18 protein-coding genes are annotated in these 16,121 nt (G+C 62.0%); 6 read left to right on the top strand and 12 right to left on the bottom strand.

All coding sequences use genetic code 11. From position 1 onward, the window contains the following. The first annotated feature begins 36 nt into the window (after positions 1-36). The gene (locus tag NKH03_RS13805; protein ID WP_352968794.1) at positions 37-828 is read left to right on the top strand and encodes a phosphodiester glycosidase family protein; all 792 of its coding nucleotides are present in this window, start codon (positions 37-39) and stop codon (positions 826-828) included. A gap of 80 nt (positions 829-908) precedes the next feature. On the opposite strand, the gene NKH03_RS13800 is transcribed toward NKH03_RS13805, so the two are convergent. Beyond that, positions 909-1,157, bottom strand: coding sequence for a hypothetical protein (locus NKH03_RS13800; protein ID WP_352877275.1), 249 nt, complete (start codon positions 1,155-1,157; stop codon positions 909-911). Between NKH03_RS13800 and NKH03_RS13795 the strand changes: the two genes are divergently transcribed. Both NKH03_RS13795 and NKH03_RS13790 read left to right on the top strand, forming a co-directional pair. Further along, positions 1,066-2,049: a glycoside hydrolase family 25 protein gene (locus NKH03_RS13795; RefSeq protein WP_502913515.1), complete on the top strand. Its 984-nt coding sequence runs from the start codon at positions 1,066-1,068 to the stop codon at positions 2,047-2,049. The genes NKH03_RS13800 and NKH03_RS13795 overlap by 92 nt on opposite strands. 346 nt (positions 2,050-2,395) lie before the next feature. Beyond that, positions 2,396-3,361, top strand: coding sequence for a DUF3592 domain-containing protein (locus tag NKH03_RS13790; RefSeq protein WP_352968792.1), 966 nt, complete (start codon positions 2,396-2,398; stop codon positions 3,359-3,361). 294 nt (positions 3,362-3,655) lie between these two features. Here NKH03_RS13790 and NKH03_RS13785 read toward each other — a convergent pair whose 3' ends face one another. After that, complete coding sequence (locus tag NKH03_RS13785) at positions 3,656-4,015, bottom strand: hypothetical protein (RefSeq protein ID WP_352864091.1); 360 nt, start codon at positions 4,013-4,015, stop codon at positions 3,656-3,658. Positions 4,016-4,189: 174 nt separating this feature from the next. On the opposite strand from NKH03_RS13785, the gene NKH03_RS13780 reads away from it, so the two are divergent. Together NKH03_RS13780 and NKH03_RS13775 are read left to right on the top strand one after the other, a co-directional pair. Beyond that, a complete protein-coding gene (locus NKH03_RS13780) occupies positions 4,190-4,711 on the top strand; it encodes a hypothetical protein (protein ID WP_352968791.1) in 522 nt (173 codons plus the stop codon). Beyond that, positions 4,704-5,321, top strand: a complete 618-nt coding sequence (locus NKH03_RS13775; RefSeq protein WP_352968790.1) for a hypothetical protein — start codon at positions 4,704-4,706, stop codon at positions 5,319-5,321. The genes NKH03_RS13780 and NKH03_RS13775 overlap by 8 nt, the downstream gene beginning before the upstream one ends. 50 nt (positions 5,322-5,371) lie before the next feature. On the opposite strand, the gene NKH03_RS13770 is transcribed toward NKH03_RS13775, so the two are convergent. The 8 genes from NKH03_RS13770 to NKH03_RS13735 form a co-directional block, all read right to left on the bottom strand. After that, positions 5,372-5,578 carry a type II toxin-antitoxin system HicB family antitoxin gene (locus NKH03_RS13770; protein ID WP_352877288.1) on the bottom strand — a complete coding sequence of 69 codons (207 nt, stop codon included), beginning with the start codon at positions 5,576-5,578 and terminating at the stop codon, positions 5,372-5,374. A 4-nt stretch (positions 5,579-5,582) separates the two neighbouring features. Next, a complete protein-coding gene (locus NKH03_RS13765) occupies positions 5,583-5,783 on the bottom strand; it encodes a type II toxin-antitoxin system HicA family toxin (protein ID WP_352877290.1) in 201 nt (66 codons plus the stop codon). Between the two features lie 6 nt (positions 5,784-5,789). Beyond that, entirely contained in the window at positions 5,790-9,566 is a 3,777-nt protein-coding gene (locus NKH03_RS13760; protein WP_352968789.1) for a vitamin B12-dependent ribonucleotide reductase, read from the bottom strand. 667 nt (positions 9,567-10,233) lie between these two features. Then, positions 10,234-10,545, bottom strand: coding sequence for a PilZ domain-containing protein (locus NKH03_RS13755; RefSeq protein WP_352968788.1), 312 nt, complete (start codon positions 10,543-10,545; stop codon positions 10,234-10,236). Positions 10,546-10,706: 161 nt separating this feature from the next. Continuing rightward, entirely contained in the window at positions 10,707-11,195 is a 489-nt protein-coding gene (locus NKH03_RS13750) for an NUDIX hydrolase (RefSeq protein ID WP_352864110.1), read from the bottom strand. 209 nt (positions 11,196-11,404) lie between these two features. Continuing rightward, the gene (gpt, locus tag NKH03_RS13745; RefSeq protein WP_352864113.1) at positions 11,405-11,905 is read right to left on the bottom strand and encodes a xanthine phosphoribosyltransferase; all 501 of its coding nucleotides are present in this window, start codon (positions 11,903-11,905) and stop codon (positions 11,405-11,407) included. A gap of 257 nt (positions 11,906-12,162) precedes the next feature. Then, positions 12,163-12,996: a universal stress protein gene (locus NKH03_RS13740; RefSeq protein ID WP_352968787.1), complete on the bottom strand. Its 834-nt coding sequence runs from the start codon at positions 12,994-12,996 to the stop codon at positions 12,163-12,165. A gap of 81 nt (positions 12,997-13,077) precedes the next feature. Further along, on the bottom strand, positions 13,078-13,821 hold the full coding sequence (locus NKH03_RS13735) for a competence/damage-inducible protein A (RefSeq protein ID WP_352968786.1): 744 nt from the start codon (positions 13,819-13,821) through the stop codon (positions 13,078-13,080). 230 nt (positions 13,822-14,051) lie between these two features. Here NKH03_RS13735 and NKH03_RS13730 point away from each other — a divergent pair, with 230 nt between their 5' ends. Next, entirely contained in the window at positions 14,052-15,065 is a 1,014-nt protein-coding gene (locus tag NKH03_RS13730) for an alpha/beta fold hydrolase (protein ID WP_352968785.1), read from the top strand. Positions 15,066-15,504: 439 nt separating this feature from the next. Here NKH03_RS13730 and NKH03_RS13725 read toward each other — a convergent pair whose 3' ends face one another. Next, positions 15,505-15,744, bottom strand: coding sequence for a DUF2188 domain-containing protein (locus NKH03_RS13725; RefSeq protein WP_023759465.1), 240 nt, complete (start codon positions 15,742-15,744; stop codon positions 15,505-15,507). A gap of 29 nt (positions 15,745-15,773) precedes the next feature. Beyond that, entirely contained in the window at positions 15,774-16,052 is a 279-nt protein-coding gene (locus NKH03_RS13720) for a DUF982 domain-containing protein (protein ID WP_352629032.1), read from the bottom strand. Between the last annotated feature and the right edge of the window lie 69 nt (positions 16,053-16,121).

The following is a 16,121-nucleotide window of genomic DNA, read 5'->3' as shown; positions in this document are numbered from 1 at the left end:
CCGTACTGGACCCCGAATCTGGATTCCAGCACGCGCATGGATTTCTTCACCCTTCTGCAATCGGTGCCGTTGCTGCTGGCGCTGGCCAAGGGCGCGCTGCCGTCGGCGGCGGCACTCGGCATGGGGTTTGGCCAATGGGTTGCCTCGCTGCCGCCATGCCGGGACTTAGTCTTCGAGGCGACCAGCTATCTCGTTTGCGAGGTTGATCCGAAACGATATCAGGTCGAGCTGTTCTGGAAGGATCCGGCGGGCAAGCCGTTTCAGTCGCTGCACAATCTCGCTGCCTCGCAGCGGGCGGCCGGGCGCACGATGCTGTTCGGCATCAATGCCGGCATGTATCACCCGAACCTCGCGCCGGTCGGTCTGTATGTCGAGCAGGGCCAGGAAATGGCTTCTGTGAAGACCGGGTCGGGAAGCGGCAATTTTTCCCTGCAGCCGAATGGCATTTTCTACATGCGCGACGGCAAGGCGGCGGTCCGCGCCACCAAGGATTTTGTGAAAAGGCGTCCGCCCGTCGACTATGCGACCCAATCCGGGCCGATGCTGGTGATCGACGGTAAGCTGCATCCGAAATTCCAGGCCGACGGCACCTCGCGCAAAACCCGCGACGGTGTCGGGGTGCGCAAGGACGGCGTCGCGGTCTTCGCGATTTCGAACGGCACGGTGACCTTCCATGCCTTCGCCCGTCTTTTCCGCGACGCGCTCGGCTGCAACAATGCGCTGTTCCTCGACGGCACGATATCCAGCCTGTTTGCACCGGCCGTCGGCCGCAATGACGACTACTGGAATTTGGGGCCGATGATTGGGGTATTCAGGAAGAACGGCTAGCGCCCGAGGTCGCTTCCCGACCCCGCTTGGAACCCTCGCTCGGGCAAATAATCTTTGATTCAAACTTTATTGGTAATTTCTCATTCATAACTGATCCGGTTTGTCCGTTGGCTGTCGTTTTGCCCTCGGTCTGTTGTGTTTTGAGTACAGGTCCAGATGCGGATTTCGGGCGCCATCAGTTTCTTGATCGCATCGCTATGCCTTGCCGGCTGCACGTCGACAGCCGGCGTCGACGCTTTGGATTTGCAGAAGCCGTCGAGCGAAACCACCAGTTCCGTGATACGGCCGCCGGCGCCTATCGCGGCGGTGCCGCGGGCAATGGCCAGCAAGGCGCCGAGCGTCGAAATGGCGCCGGTCGACGAAAGTCCGCGGCCTTTCGGACTGGCGGAGGAAGAGACGGTGGCACTTTCTGCGCCTGATCCGTCGGACAGCGTCGAGCCCTCAATCGAGCCAGCGGCCCTGGTATCGCCGCCGAGGCTGCTCAGCCGCGCGGCGCCTCCGATGCTTGCCGGGCCGCTTACGCGCTATGGATTTCGTGATGCCAAGCCGATCAATTTCGGCAAGGCTTCGCCCCGTTACCTTGCCGTGCACGGCGTCGACGTCTCGCGCTGGCAGGGCAACGTCAACTGGAACAAGCTGCGCGCTCAGGGCGCCAACTTCGCCTACATCAAGGCGACCGACGGTGGTGACCACCTCGATCCGATGTTCACCAGGAACTGGCGCAATGCCGACGCCGCCGGCCTGAAGCGCGGCGCCTATCACTTTTTCTATTGGTGCCGTACGGCCGGCGAGCAGGCCGACTGGTTTATCCGCAACGTGCCCAGGGTCGAAGGCGCTCTGCCGCCGGTGATCGACGTCGAGTGGAACGGCGAGTCCAGCTGCAAGCGGCGGCCGTCGCGTGAAAAGGTGCTGGAGAAGATGCAGGTGTTCATGGACAGGCTGGAGCGCCATTACGGCCAGCGGCCCATCATCTACACCGCGCCCGATTTCTACCGCGACAACCTGCGCGGCGCCTTCCTCGACTATCCGTTCTGGTTGCGGGCCGTGGCGCGACACCCATCAAAGGTCTACCCCGACCGCAAATGGCTGTTCTGGCAGTATTCCGGCTCCGGCCTGTCGCATGGCGTCACCGGCCGCATCGACCTCAACGTCTTCCACGGCGATGAACGGCAATGGCGCGCCTGGGCCGGTGGCCGGATCTCCGTCGCCGACGCCAACTGAAGCAGCCGATCAGGCCCGGCGTCCTTCGCGCGCGGCTGTTGCTGTTTGCGCTGCTCTTATCTGCGTGGCCGCCGACGCGATTCATCGAAGGTGGCATAGGCCAGGACTGCAGAGAATGACCCGAAACAGACTAGCACTGCGGTGATAACCATGAGGTCGTAAGTCGACACGTTGGTTCTCCCTTCGATTGATATCGAGGAGACAGCATGAGCGGTGCGTGTGCGTTGATCTGGATCAACGGAAGACAGTCTTTTCCTTTCTGGAGAGGCGGCTTCGCGAATAAACAAGACATTGCCGCAGCCTTGCTGTCTATGTGCAGGTTCCTGCACTCCTGGGGGGAGACGAGTTGGAACTCAAGATTATGCTTGTCGGCTTTGCCTGCGTGGTCGCGGGCATGCTGTCGCTCATCACCTTCCTGAAATGGCGAGAGGTGAAGGCGCTCAGCCGCTGGTCGCCGGCGCCGGGAAAGATCATCTCCTCGCGCGTCGAGGCCCGTGAAGTGAGGCGCTCGGGCGTTGGCTCGGACAGCACCGATACCACCGAAATGCGCAATTTTCCGGCGATCACCTTTGAATACAAGGTCGGCGGCAAGAAATTTCAAAGCTCGCGCTACAGCGTGAAGGAGAATTTGGGGAATTTCGAAGTCGCCGAAACCCTTGCGCAGTTTCCTCGCGGCGCGGAAGTGACCGTCTTCTACAATCCGGCCGATCCGGGCAAAGCCGTGATCGAGCGCACCATGCCGGACGGCGCCTTCAAGTTCATGGTGCAGCTTTCGGCAGGGTTGGTGATCGGCGCGGTTGTACTGGTGTTTTCCGTCGGGGGCGTCCTGGAGGCTATCGGGCCGCATCTGCCCAAGCCGCAGAATCTCGGCGCGGGAGCGCTGCTGCTGTTCATGGGCCTGTTTGTCCTGCGCATGGGTTTCGCCCAGAAATCGTTGGCCGAGCAGGCGGCAAAATGGCCGGTCGCGGCCGGCCGCATCGACGCGTCAGGCTTGCAGACGCTGCGAAGCCATTCAGGCTATCGACGCTGGCGCACCGTCTTCAAATCGCGGATCGTCTACTCCTATGGCGTCGCCGGCCAGCGCTACAGTGCCGATCGCGTGACCTTCGGCGCCACCGTGACGGCTTCGCTGCCTAGCCTCGTCGGCGGTCAGGCACGACAGTATGTCGACGGCGGCAAGGTCGACGTGCACTATGACCCCGCTAACCCCGCCTCGGCGGTGCTCGAATGCCGGGTGCGCGGGCTATGGATGCTGTGGGTCTGTTCGGTTGGCTTTCTCGGCGGCGCCGCGTTTCTGGTCGGGCTGGTGTGAGCGGGCAATCGCTTCGGGTTCGGATTCGTACCCCAACCTTTTCCGGACGTTGGCGCCGCCCCTCATCTGCCTGCCGGCATCTTCTCCCCGTATAGTGACGGGGAGAAGGACGCTTTCGCGACGGATTTCGCCAATCTCCAGCGTTGCAGAATGGGTGCCGAGTTGCGGCCGGCCACTTCTCCCCGTCACTATACGGGGAGAAGTGCCCGGCAGGGCGATGAGGGGCGGCGCCGACTTCAACAATTGGTCTCCGCCACAAGCGATCGCCCTGCTGGTGTGAGGCGCCGGATGCCTTCAGCAGCGGACGAGGGGCCCGCTGTCGAAGCCATGCCAGGTGAACCGCACCGTGGCGCCATGCTTGACGATACGGATGACGCGCGTGAACGGCTCCTCCAGTGACGGGTCCGACCCGTAGCACTGGCTGGCATGCACCACCCAGCCGGTGGCGGTTTTGCGGAAGGTCGCGTGCTCGCAGCCGAATTCGGGAAGCGACAGCGACGCCCGATCCACGGTGAACACAGTCTGGCTTTGGACGTCGGCGGTCGCACTGCAGTTCAGCCGGTCGCTGGACCATGCTCCGACATAGGGCGCCGCCGCCATCGCAGGGCCAGCCGCGAATGCGGACATCGTCATCGTCGTCATAAAGCGCCGCATCACCGGGTTTTCTCCTTCGTTGTTGCGCTCGACCATACAGACTGTTGGGAACGATACGGGATACGTTTCGTCCAGGCGTGGACAAACGCTGCCGTTCCGGATTTCGCTTATGCTTTTGCACGGATGATGCGACTGTGCGGGAGTACCCAGGCAACGCTTTCCCAGAGACATCTAATGATCACCCGCAAACTGGCCTTGGTTTTCCTGGGGCTGCTCGGTCCGATGCAAGCAGCGGACGCAAAAGAATGCCTTCTGAGCCACGCCACCTATCGGGAACCGCGCTCGGGTGCCGTAATGCAATTTCGGCCGCTCGCCAACGAGCCGGCGGCGCTGACGGCGCAGGTGTTTTCACTGACCGTGCCCAACACCGGCACAAGCCTGTCGGCCGACATCACCTGGACCAACGGCAGGAATTCCTTTCCGCTCGGCACCATCCGCCACACCTGCACAGACGACGACCGCGAAGCGGGCCTGCAGGATGGCAGCGGGCTGTGCAGGATATGGCAGGGCCAAGTCTATGCCTTGACCGGCGGCGGCGCCGAGCAGTTGAATTCGCGCGAAGCGACAGCGGCGCCGAAAGGGCTGCTTTTACCCGATTTCGGTGTGGCCTTCAGCGAATTGGCTGATTTCGCCAATGCCAATCCCGATGGTTCGGCCTGGGATGCCTTCACTTTGACAGGATGCAACGATGAATAGTGCCATGAAATCGATCATCTGGGTCAGCGCCCTGCTTGCATCCACGACGATATCCGCCGTGGCGGGCGAGCCGGCGCCGTCGCGCCCGCTCATTGACAAATGCGTCTGGGAAAGGCTGTCCGACAGGAGTGTCGGGCTCGCCGCCTGGGTGCAGCGCTGCGATTTCGGCTTCCGCCAGATCCACTTCGAATTCGCCGGCAATGCCCTTGCCATCAAATACAGCGATGGCGGCGCGGCCGACCCTCTTATCGAGGTCTTCGACATCATATCAGGCGAAACCGCCGAGGCCGCCTTGCAGCGTCTGTTCCTGCAAAAGACCGACAAGACCGTCAGCGCGCGCTGCGTGCTGGCGCCTTACACCGAGGGCACAGTTCCCGCCGGCATCAAGCGCTACACATTCAGCCCCGACGCGGCCTACGCGAAAGAACTGAAAGCGGTTGCCGACCCCAACGAGGTTCCAGAGCCGCCCTGCGGCGACTGGGGCGAAATGCCGGATGGCATCCAGTATTTCGAGGTGCCGGGTGAGGCGCGCAAGCTGCTGTTCGTGCGAATAGGCCAGGACGAGCCGCTGTTTGACGAGCAGACGCTGTACGTGTTGCCGGCGGGGTAGGTACCGAGACCAAGTCCAATCCGGATTGATTGGGCTATGTGGTCTGCCTTCTATGCCTCTACGTATTCCGCGAGGCTGACACCCTTGGGCACGTCCAGCCCATCGGCGCGCAAACCTTCGATGTGAAAGCGGATTGCGTCGCGAATCTCGGTTTCCACCTCAGGTACGGTCGCACCGGTCGCGATGCAGCCGGGGAGGTCCGGCACATAGGCGGAGAAATTATCACCCGCTTTTTCAATCACTACCGCGTAGCGCATGCCATCACTCCTTCAAACCAGACTGCTTGAGGATGCTGTTCAGTGTTCCCTGTGCAACCTCTTCAGACGGCTTGCCGGCCACGGTGACGCGGCCGGCTTTGATCTTGTGCTTATATTGGCGATGACTGCCCTTGGTTGCAACCAGATACCAGCCGTCGGCCTCCAGCAGGCGAATGACTTCGCGAACCGTAAGCCGAGGCGGCATCAGCTCTCAGCTGCACCCGCTCGTCGAACCACACGTGTCGCACTTCTCACAAGTCCCGTTCCGCACCATGGTAAAATTCTGGCACTCGGAGCAGGAATTGCCGGTGTAGCCCTGGAGCAGCGATTTGGCGCGGCGGTCGTTGGCGAGTTTCTTGGCTTCGGCCGCCTCAAGGGCCGCGGCATCGGTGAACAAGCCTGCCGTGGCGTCGGATGCAGCCGCTTCCTCGAAGGTGATGTCCTCGGCCAGTTCCTTCGCTCGCTCCTCATAGTCGCGCTTGTAGGCGACCGCTTCGTCGCTGGCTGGTTTCAGCGCCAGCACGTTGGAGCCGGAGAAGGCTGTCGGCACCGAGCGGGCAGGGGCGCCCGAGGGTGCCGCAAAGCCTTTCGGATCGTTGCCGCTGACGCGCGACACCAGCTTCACCGGCGAGGCGCCACGGGTCAGGCCCTTGGAGACCGCGTCCGTCTTGCCTTCGCTGATGCCGCGGCCAAGTGCGGTGTTGGAAAAGTCCGACTGGTCGACATGGGCGAGGTCGTTGCGGCCGAGATAGGAGATCGCCAGTTCGCGGAACACGTAGTCGAGGATCGACGTCGCGCTCTTGATGGCGTCGTTGCCCTGCACCATGCCGGCCGGCTCGAATTTGGTGAAGGTGAAGGCGTGCACATATTCGTCGAGCGGCACGCCGTACTGCAGGCCGAGCGAGATGGCGATGGCGAAGTTGTTGAGAAGGCCACGCAGGGTCGCGCCTTCCTTGTTCATGTCGATGAAGATCTCACCGAGGCGGCCATCGTCATATTCGCCGGTGCGCAGGAAGATGGTGTTGCCACCGATCTTGGCCTTCTGCGTATAGCCCTTGCGGCGGCCGGGCAGCTTTTCCTGCTCGCGCGACACGCGCTCGATGATGCGCTCGACGATCCGCTCGGTGATCTGTGCCGCGCGCGCCGCCGCCGGTGCGGCGATCAGCTGCTCGAGAGCTTCGTCCTCATCGTCCTCGACATCGGCGAGCAGCGAGGAGTTGAGCGGCTGCGACAGCTTCGAGCCGTCGCGGTAGAGCGCGTTAGCCTTCAGCGCCAGCTTCCACGACAGCATGTAGGCGCCCTTGGCGTCTTCCACCGTGGCATCGTTGGGCATGTTGATGGTCTTGGAGATGGCGCCGGAGATGAAGGGCTGTGCCGCCGCCATCATCTGGATGTGGCTGTTGATCGACAGCGAGCGCTTGCCGATCTTGCCGCACGGGCTGGCGCAGTCGAACACGGCGAGGTGTTCGGGCTTGAGGAAGGGCGCGCCTTCCAGCGTCATCGCACCGCAGACATGGATGTTGGCGGCCTCGATGTCCTTCCTGGAGAAGCCCAGCGCCGGCAGGATCTCGAATGAAAAGTCGTTGAGCTGCTCGTCGGTGAAGCCGAACGTCTCCTTCACCCAGTCGGCGCCGAGCGTCCACTGGTTGAAGACGAACTTGATGTCGAAGGCCGACTTCAGCGCCGCATTGAGCGCGGCGATCTTGTCGTCGGTGAAACCCTTGGCCTTGAGCGCGCCGGGGTTGATGGCCGGCGCCTGGTTGAGATTGCCGTGGCCGACCGCATAGGCCTCCATCTCGCCGATCTGGGCCTCGGAGTAGCCGAGCGTGCGCAGCGCTTCCGGCACGGCGCGGTTGATGATCTTGAAGTAGCCGCCGCCGGCCAGCTTCTTGAACTTGACCAGCGCGAAATCGGGCTCGATGCCGGTGGTGTCGCAATCCATCACCAGGCCGATCGTGCCGGTCGGCGCGATCACGGTCGCTTGCGCATTGCGGTAGCCATGCTCCTCGCCAAGCTCGATGGCGCGGTCCCAGGCAGCCTTGGCGTGGGTGGCAAGCTCCTGCTGCTTCAGGTCGGAAGCAACCAGCGGCACGGGGTTGACCGCGAGCTTCTCATAGCCCTGCTTCTCGCCATAGGCGGCACGGCGGTGGTTGCGCATGACGCGCAGCATGTTCTGGGCGTTGCGGTCGTAATCGGCGAAGGCGCCAAGCTCGCCGGCCATCTCAGCCGACGTGGCATAGGCGACACCGGTCATGATCGCGGTGAGGGCGGCGCAGATGGCGCGGCCCTCGTCGGAATCGTAGGGAATGCCCGAGGTCATCAGCAGGCCGCCGATATTGGCATAGCCGAGGCCGAGCGTGCGGTATTCATAGGACTGCTTGGCGATCTCCTTCGACGGGAACTGCGCCATCATGACCGAGATTTCCAGCACGATGGTCCACAGCCGTACGGTGTGCTCGTAAGCGGCGATGTCGATGGTGCCGTCGGCATTGCGGTAGGGCAGCAGATTGATCGAGGCCAGGTTGCAGGCCGTGTCGTCGAGGAACATGTATTCCGAGCACGGATTGGACGCCCGGATCGCACCGGCGGAAGCGCAGGTGTGCCAGTCGTTCATCGTCGTGTTGAAGTGCAGACCCGGATCGGCCGATGCCCAGGCGGCGTAGCCGATCTTTTCCCACAGGTCCCGTGCCTTCAGCGTCTTCAGCACCTTGCCGTCCTTACGGGCGGTCAGGTGCCAGTCGGCATCGTCCTCGACAGCGCGCAGGAAGTCGTCCTTCAGCGACACCGAATTGTTGGAGTTCTGGCCCGAAACCGTGAGGTAGGCATCCGAATCCCAGTCGGTGTCGTAAGTCTTGAACGACATCGACGAGTAGCCCTGCTTGGCGAACTGGATGACGCGGTAGATGTAGTTCTCCGGCACGGCGGATTTCTTGGCCGCCTTGATCTCGCGCTTCAGCGCGGAGTTGATCGACGGATCGAAGCAGTCGTCGCCATTGCCCTCGCAATTGACGCAGGCCTTCATGATCGCTTCGAGATGCTTCTTGACGATCTTGGAGCCGGTCACCAGCGAGGCGACCTTCTGCTCTTCATTGACCTTCCAGTCTATGAATTCCTCGATATCGGGGTGGTCGGCATCAACGATGACCATTTTCGCGGCGCGCCGCGTCGTGCCGCCCGACTTGATGGCGCCCGCCGCGCGGTCGCCGATCTTGAGGAAGCTCATCAGGCCAGACGAGCGGCCGCCGCCCGACAGCTTTTCGCCTTCGCCGCGCAGCAGTGAGAAGTTGGAGCCGGTGCCGGAGCCGTATTTGAACAGACGCGCTTCACGCACCCAAAGGTCCATGATGCCGCCCTCGTTGACGAGGTCGTCCTGCACGCCCTGGATGAAGCAGGCATGCGGCTGCGGATGCTCGTAGGAGGACTTCGACTTGGTCAGCTTGCCGGTGAACGGGTCGACATAGAAGTGGCCCTGGCTCGGGCCGTCGATGCCATAGGCCCAATGCAGGCCGGTGTTAAACCATTGCGGCGAATTCGGCGCCACGCGCTGGGTGGCCAGCATGTAGGCAAGCTCGTCCCGGAAGGCGCGCGCGTCTTCCTCCGACGACTTGAAGTAGCCGCCTTTCCAGCCCCAATAGGTCCAGGTGCCTGCCAGCCGGTCGAAGACCTGGCGGGCGTCGATCTCGGAACCGTAGCGCTCGGCTTCCGGCAGTTTGGCAAGTTCCGCCTCGTCGGCGACGGAGCGCCACAGGAAGGAGGGGACGTCGTTCTCCTCGATCTTCTTCAGGCGTGCGGGGACACCGGCCTTGCGGAAATACTTTTGCGCCAGGATGTCGGCGGCGACCTGGGAGAACTGCGCCGGCACATCGATGTTGTCCAAGCGGAACACCACCGAACCATCCGGATTCTTGATCTCCGAAAGCGCCTTGCGGAATTCGATCTCCGCATAGGCGGATTGTCCTGGCTTGGTGAAACGACGCTCGATGCGCATTGGTCCGGTCCCTTTTGTCTATATATAGCGCTTTCGTCAGGGGATTTCTGCCCCCAATGCGAAACACGCATGTCCGCCGTCTGCCGGCGTTCGAAAACGGCCGGCTCTCTATTTCGCGATCTCCGCCGGCCCTGCTGGTCAAAACTCCTTGCGAAGTAACTGTCCAACGCGCCGACGAACCCACGGGTCCCTCAAAACTGATTTTTTCGATTCCCTCACTTGAGGGAAATTCACACTATCTAGCGTCGAACGTACCTGCAAACACTAAATATAGTGTTAACAGACAATTTATTCAAGCCTGACAATTGTCCCAATTGTCCCCAATCGCCCCACAATTCCAACGCTTCCGCCGGCCTCGTAAACGGGCGGAAATGCGAGCAAAAACGCACATAATCCGGGAAAAAGACCGGGCTCAGAACTTTCCGGTCGCACTCTCAACAGAAGCGCATGGCCTATAAAAGGCGACTCGTTTTGCGCCGTCAAGGATTCGTTTGCGTAGCTTTTGTGACCCCAACATCTTGTGTGTCACATATGTGGATAACGGGGATAGAAAGCCGGCGCGGCGATCGCAATTTGCCGCCCAATGGGAAACGTGGATGCGGCGATGTTCACACTATTGCCAGGGCTCGCGGCTGAGGCACACGCTTGCCCCCAGGTTCCGACAGGATCAGCCGTAGTGCAGCCGGGGCTTTGGCTCGGTGCCGGTGAACTGCACGCCAAGGCGGTCATTGCGCCGCCAGCGAACCTCGCACCGATAGGCAACGCCGTCGAGCGGCACATAGAGAAGGAAGCGATCGGGAACCCGGGCTTCGAGTGGTATCTTCAGTTCGGCGCCGCCTTCGTGCTGATTGCGCAGCGTGCAACCGACTTCCGAATTCGAAATTCCGGTGATGATCGATCCGCCCTTGAGCACGCGCGGACGATGCTCGCGCTGGGGCTCGCCGGACTCGTTCGGAATTGGATTTGCGGGGTTCGCCATCGATGAAAATACCAGAGCTGCCGAATCGTACCCTTGATTCCTTAGCAAAGCATTCACGTTGAGGCGCGGCGCAGCGTGTCTCGCCTTTGAAAAAACCGTTCCGCTTGCCCTTGCAAACCGATCCGGTTTGCAGCAGCACGATGCCGCCGCTCAATGTCGCGTCAGGGGAAGCTGTGCGGGTCGGCGCAGAAATAGGCGATGATCTGGCAAAGGTCGGGTTCGTTGATCATGCGCACGGCTTCGCTGGAACTGACCCATTTGCGGGTGCGGGAGTGTTTTTCCTTCCAGCGGTCGGCGATCTTGTCGACGTGCAGCGGGAACACCAGGACCTCGCACGGCACTTCTTCGCCGGAAGCCAGCACCTTGGCGTAGAAGTAGCGGCCGGCTTCGAGATGAGAGATACTCCCCCGCAGCCCGGCTTCCTCGGCGGCTTCGCGCGCCGCGGCCTCGCAGAGCGGCTCCCTGGCCTCGGGCCAACCCTTTGGCAACACCCAGCGGCCGGTATCGCGGCTGGTGATCAGCATGATCTCGACACCGTTTCCGGCATCGCGCCAGGGCAGGGCGGCGACCTGAAGGCGGCACGGCGCCGTGCCGAAGAGCCGTCGGACCCTTTCGGCCAGATGATTGTGCGTCGTTGGCCTCGTCAACATCGAAGAAGCTAGCCCCAGCCTCCGGAATCGTTTGCCGTCTCACGAATCTTAGGGCTAATTGTCGGCAATAAAAGTAAAAAATTTCATTCGTCCGGCCGATTTCCGCCAATAGACGTCGATTTCGCAAAATATCCGGCCTGCCGGGCTATTCGCGAAAGCAAATAATGCCCGTGCAAGCTGCTGATCTGTAACAGCCAGGTTGTTGCGAATCAGCTGGCGTGGTCGTCGGCGATCGGCTTCTGGTAGGTGAAGCCCATGTCCCACGGAAAATAGATCCAGGTGTCCTGGCTGACTTCGGTGACAAAAGTATCGATCAGCGGCCGGCCTTTCGGCTTGGCGTAGACGGTGGCGAAATGCGCCTTCGGCATCATCGCGCGCACGATGCCCGCCGTCTTGCCGGTATCGGTCAGGTCGTCGATGATCAGCACGCCGGCGCCATCGTCGGCCAGCAAGGCCGGCGTGATCTCTTTCAGCACCTGCAGTTGCCCCTGGCTGGTATAGTCGTGATAGGAGGCGACGCAGACCGTCTCGATGACGCGGATGCCGAGTTCGCGCGAGATGATCGCCGCGGGGACCAGCCCGCCTCGCGTGATGCAGACGATCGCTTTCCACTGCCCCTTGTTGGCGCCGGCAAGCCGCCAGGCGAGCGCCCGGGCGTCACGATGGAACTGGTCCCAGGAGACCGGAAAGGCTTTTTCGGGAAGGGACATGTCGCGCACTCCGCAGCACGCGGGGATCGCGCGCAAGAAAACAGGGGAATGCGCGCGGAATTAGCTGGAAAGCCCCCATCTTGGCAAGAGCATGGGCCTTGGCAAGAGCAGGGGTCTTGGCAAGAGCAGGGGCCTTGGCAAGCGCAGGCCTGAGCGATCGCGGTGGACTTCAAACGCGTCGCATCGAAACAGATGCATGCGATCCGCTCCAAGTCTGCATGTCGTTGTCTCAAAACCCGCGACCTGCGCGACATGCGTCAACGCGACAGGAAGGCTGCTACCGGCGCGGTGCGCAGCACACTGCGCGTCACGCCGCCGAACAGAAGTTGTCGCAGCCAGGAGTGGCTGTAGGCGCCGAGCACCAGCAGATCGGCGCCGGTCTCCGCGATCCTGGTCTGGATGATGTCGTCGATCGAATTGCCTCCCGACTGCTGCAGCGAGACGCTGACGGTGGCGCCGTGGCGCGACAGCGCTGACGCGATTTCGGCGCCGGCGGCCTCCGCGCTGTCGTCGAGCGCTTCAGGCGGATCGATGACCAATATCTCGGTCTTCTCGGCTTCGATGATGAAGGGCAGCGCGTCGAAAGCGGCGCGCGCCGCCTCCTTGCTGCCGTTCCAGGCGAGCAGCACGTGTTTGAAGGTGGTGATCAGCGGACCCTCATGCGGCACCACCAGCACCGGCCGGCCGGCATCATAGACCAGCGTGTCGACATCAGCGCTCGGGTCACCGCCCGTTTCGCGCTGCGCCGCAATGATCAGGTCAGCGGCGCGCACGCTCGAAATCCCGGTCAGCGCACTGTCGCCCGAAAAGCTCTCCAGGCTTCGCCACTCGAAGGACAGGCCGGAATCCTCGATACGTCTGAGGAAAGTCGCCTGCAGTTTTTCGGCACGCTCGCGGTTCATGTCGGCCGAAACCTGCAGGAATTCAGTGTCCGGAAAGCCCGTGGCCGAGGTGTAGGGCACGGGAAGCGTTTCGGCGTGGATACCGATCAGATGGCTCTGGAACCGGGTGGCGAGAGGAATGGCGCAGTCGAGCACGCGCTCCGCGTCCTGCTCGTTCTGCAGAATGGCGACGATGGTTTTGAAGCGCATGATAATCCCTCAATCTACGAGCTACCGAACTCGTGCCTAGGAAACGTTGCAGAGTCGTGCTTGGTTCCGGTCTGGACCAGATCAGCCGGGATTGCTGGCGAACCCGGCCACCATTGCCTCGACATCGGTACGCGCGGCATCCAGGGCCTCCTGGTTGCGGGCACGCACCACCAGTTCGGTCCAGAACTTGCCGTCGCCATATTTCGGATAGGAGCCGATGATCGTGTCCGGATGCGCTTTCTGGATATCGCCAAGCGGCCCGCCGATAAGGCCTTCGCCGAATGGGCAGGGCACGGTTGCCGACAGCATTTTCGTGCCGGCCTTTAGCGTCGGCACGACATTGTCGAGCATGGCCTGGAAGATCGACGGCACACCGGCCATGACATGGACGTTGCCGATACGGAAGCCGGGTGCAACGGACACCGGGTTGTCGATGAGATCGGCACCACGTGGCATCCGTGCCATGCGTTTGCGGGCCTCCGTGTATTCGATGCCGCGCGCGGCGTAACTTGCCCCCAGCAGTGCATAGGCCTTGGCATCGTACTCGCAAGGCACGCCGAAAGCCTTGGAAATGGAATCGGCCGTGATGTCGTCATGCGTCGGGCCAATGCCGCCGGTGGTGAACACATAAGTGTAACGGGCGCGCACGGCATTCACCGCGGCAATGATCTCGTCTTCCTCGTCCGGGACGATGCGCACCTCCTTCAGGTCGATGCCGATCGCCGTCATGATATCGGCGAGATGACCGATGTTCTTGTCCTTGGTTCGGCCGGATAGAATCTCATCGCCGATGACGAGCATGGCGGCGGTCACGATTTCAGGCATGGGAGGCTCCGGTATGACGGGTGGCCTGAGATAGCGCGGCGCGGCGGCGGCCGCAATGCCGCCGGAACGGTGAACAATCCGCCCCCGAGATATCCATTGCCAACCGGACAGGGTGCCGCGTCACAAAAGTCGACCGTCGAAACGGACGACCTTCGCGCTCGCCGTTTCGACGGAAGGTTGCACCTGGATCGGAGGAAGCTAAGCTCATGCGGGTTCTGGTCCGGTGAACAATGATCTTGCCGATTCTGTCATGGCTTCTGGGCACGCTGTTCCTGCTGGCGGTCCTGGGGATCGCCAGTCTGGTGCTGGCGACGCTGTGGATCGCCGCCAAGGCTGAAAGGCTGGTGCCGCCGGTCGGAAAATTCATCGAGGTCGACGGCAACCGCATCCACTATGTCGATCAGGGCGAGGGGCGACCGATCGTCTTCGTGCACGGGCTTGGCGCCCAGCTCCATCATTTCCGGCACACTCTGTTCGAACGGTTCGGTCCGGGCTACCGGTTGATCGCGCTCGATCGACCGGGGTCGGGCTATTCGGTGCGGGCGCGCGGCGCCACGGGTCGGCTGCCCGAACAGGCCGAGATCGTGCGACGCTTCATTGAAGCCCTGGGGCTGGAAAGGCCGCTGGTGGTCGGTCACTCGCTGGGCGGCGCCGTCGCGCTGACCCTGGCCGTGGAGCATCCCGAGGCGATTTCCGGCATCGCGCTTTTGGCGCCATTGACCCATCTGGAAGCCGGCATGCGCGAAAAGTCCGGCTTGCTCTATATCCCCTCACGCCCGCTGCGCTGGATCATGGCTTACACCATGGCGATACCGACAAGTCTCCGATATGCGCGGCCGACAATGGAATTCATCTTCGCGCCGCGGGTTTTTCCTGCCGACTACATGGTCGACGCAGGTGGATGGCTCGGGCTGAGGCCAACCCATTTCTACGCCACGTCCTCCGATGTCGTCGCGGTCGAGCAAGATCTCGGCCGCATCGAGCAGCGCTATGGCGAGATCGTCATGCCGGCCGGCATTCTCTTCGGAACGGCCGACCGCGTCATCGATATCCGTACCCACGGCGAGCCAATGCAGGGCAAGATCGAAACACTTGATTTCGAATCTGTCGACGGCCTCGGCCACATGCCTCAATTCAGCGAGCCGGACCGGGTCATTGCCTTCATCAAACGCCTTGCGGCACGTGCGTTTTCCAAGCCGACATCAAACCGGCTTCACAACAATTTCGAGGAACCATTCGGCTGAATGCCGGGTTTTACCCCGTGTCGCACCCAAGACGACGAAGATATGGAGTAATTCAAAATGTACACAAAACTACTCGCAGCATCCGTCCTGACGATCGGTCTTGCCACAGCGGCGATGGCGCCGTCGTCGGATAGCAACTATTCCAAACCATAGCTGGTGGTTGTTCGGCAATGAAGACCGGACGACTGTCGATCCCAACACCACCGGTAGTATCAGTGCGGATGGCTCCGGGTTGAACACTTTGGGCAATACCGGCGGGATTGGCCCATGTGCCGATCACACGCCCGGTCCAGACGCCAATGCCGGGCTGGCTGAACGTCAACGATCGGTACTGCGGCAAATAGGGCCACGCGGCGGTTGCTGGCCGCGGAGCGTTTCCTCTCCGGACGTCCGCGGCCGGCGTCCCGCTCAATGCCAAAAACTGACTGTAGATCCCAAACTAGTCGGAAACCTCTGTCTGAGGCCGATCCCGGCCGTCGGCCAGTTCCTCATGCCATTCGCCATCGGCATCCTCGTACTGGATGCCGTCCGTGGCTCCGGCGATCCGTTGCTCGGCCGAAGCGATTTCGGCGGCGCGCAATGCGTCCTGATGGGTGGGAAACGTCTCCGAGAACGTCGCTCCGACCTTGTAGGCCCAACCGCCGTCATGCTCGACGATCTTATAAGTCAGCTTCGCCATGAAAACCTCCGGTTGAAAGGTCCGTCCGCTCAGTGCAGCCGGTCGTCGGGCAGTTTGTCGTCGGGCACCAGAACTTCCGATTCCTTGGCGGCTTCAATCAGCGCCCGGCGCGCATCCGCTGTCGAACGATAACCTTCCAGCACTTTGAGGCAAGTGTCGAGGGCATCACGATGGCGCGGGCCGCGATTGAGCGGCCACACGGTCATCAGGCATTCCGCCGCCTCCTGGGCGCTGCGGATATGGCGATATTTGCCGACGTGCCCAAGTTCGACGACGACCGGCACTTCAAAAGGTTTGTTGTCCATCATGGCCGCAACGCAAAGCAGCCAATTTGGTTGCAAACGTGGCCTTCAGCGTGCGCCCAAACGTCTCAGAGC

Source organism: Mesorhizobium sp. M1406, assembly GCF_040317555.1.
Taxonomy (GTDB): Bacteria; Pseudomonadota; Alphaproteobacteria; order Rhizobiales; family Rhizobiaceae; genus Mesorhizobium.
Note: the sequence above shows the minus strand (reverse complement) of the source record. Positions and strands in the feature narration are given on the sequence as shown.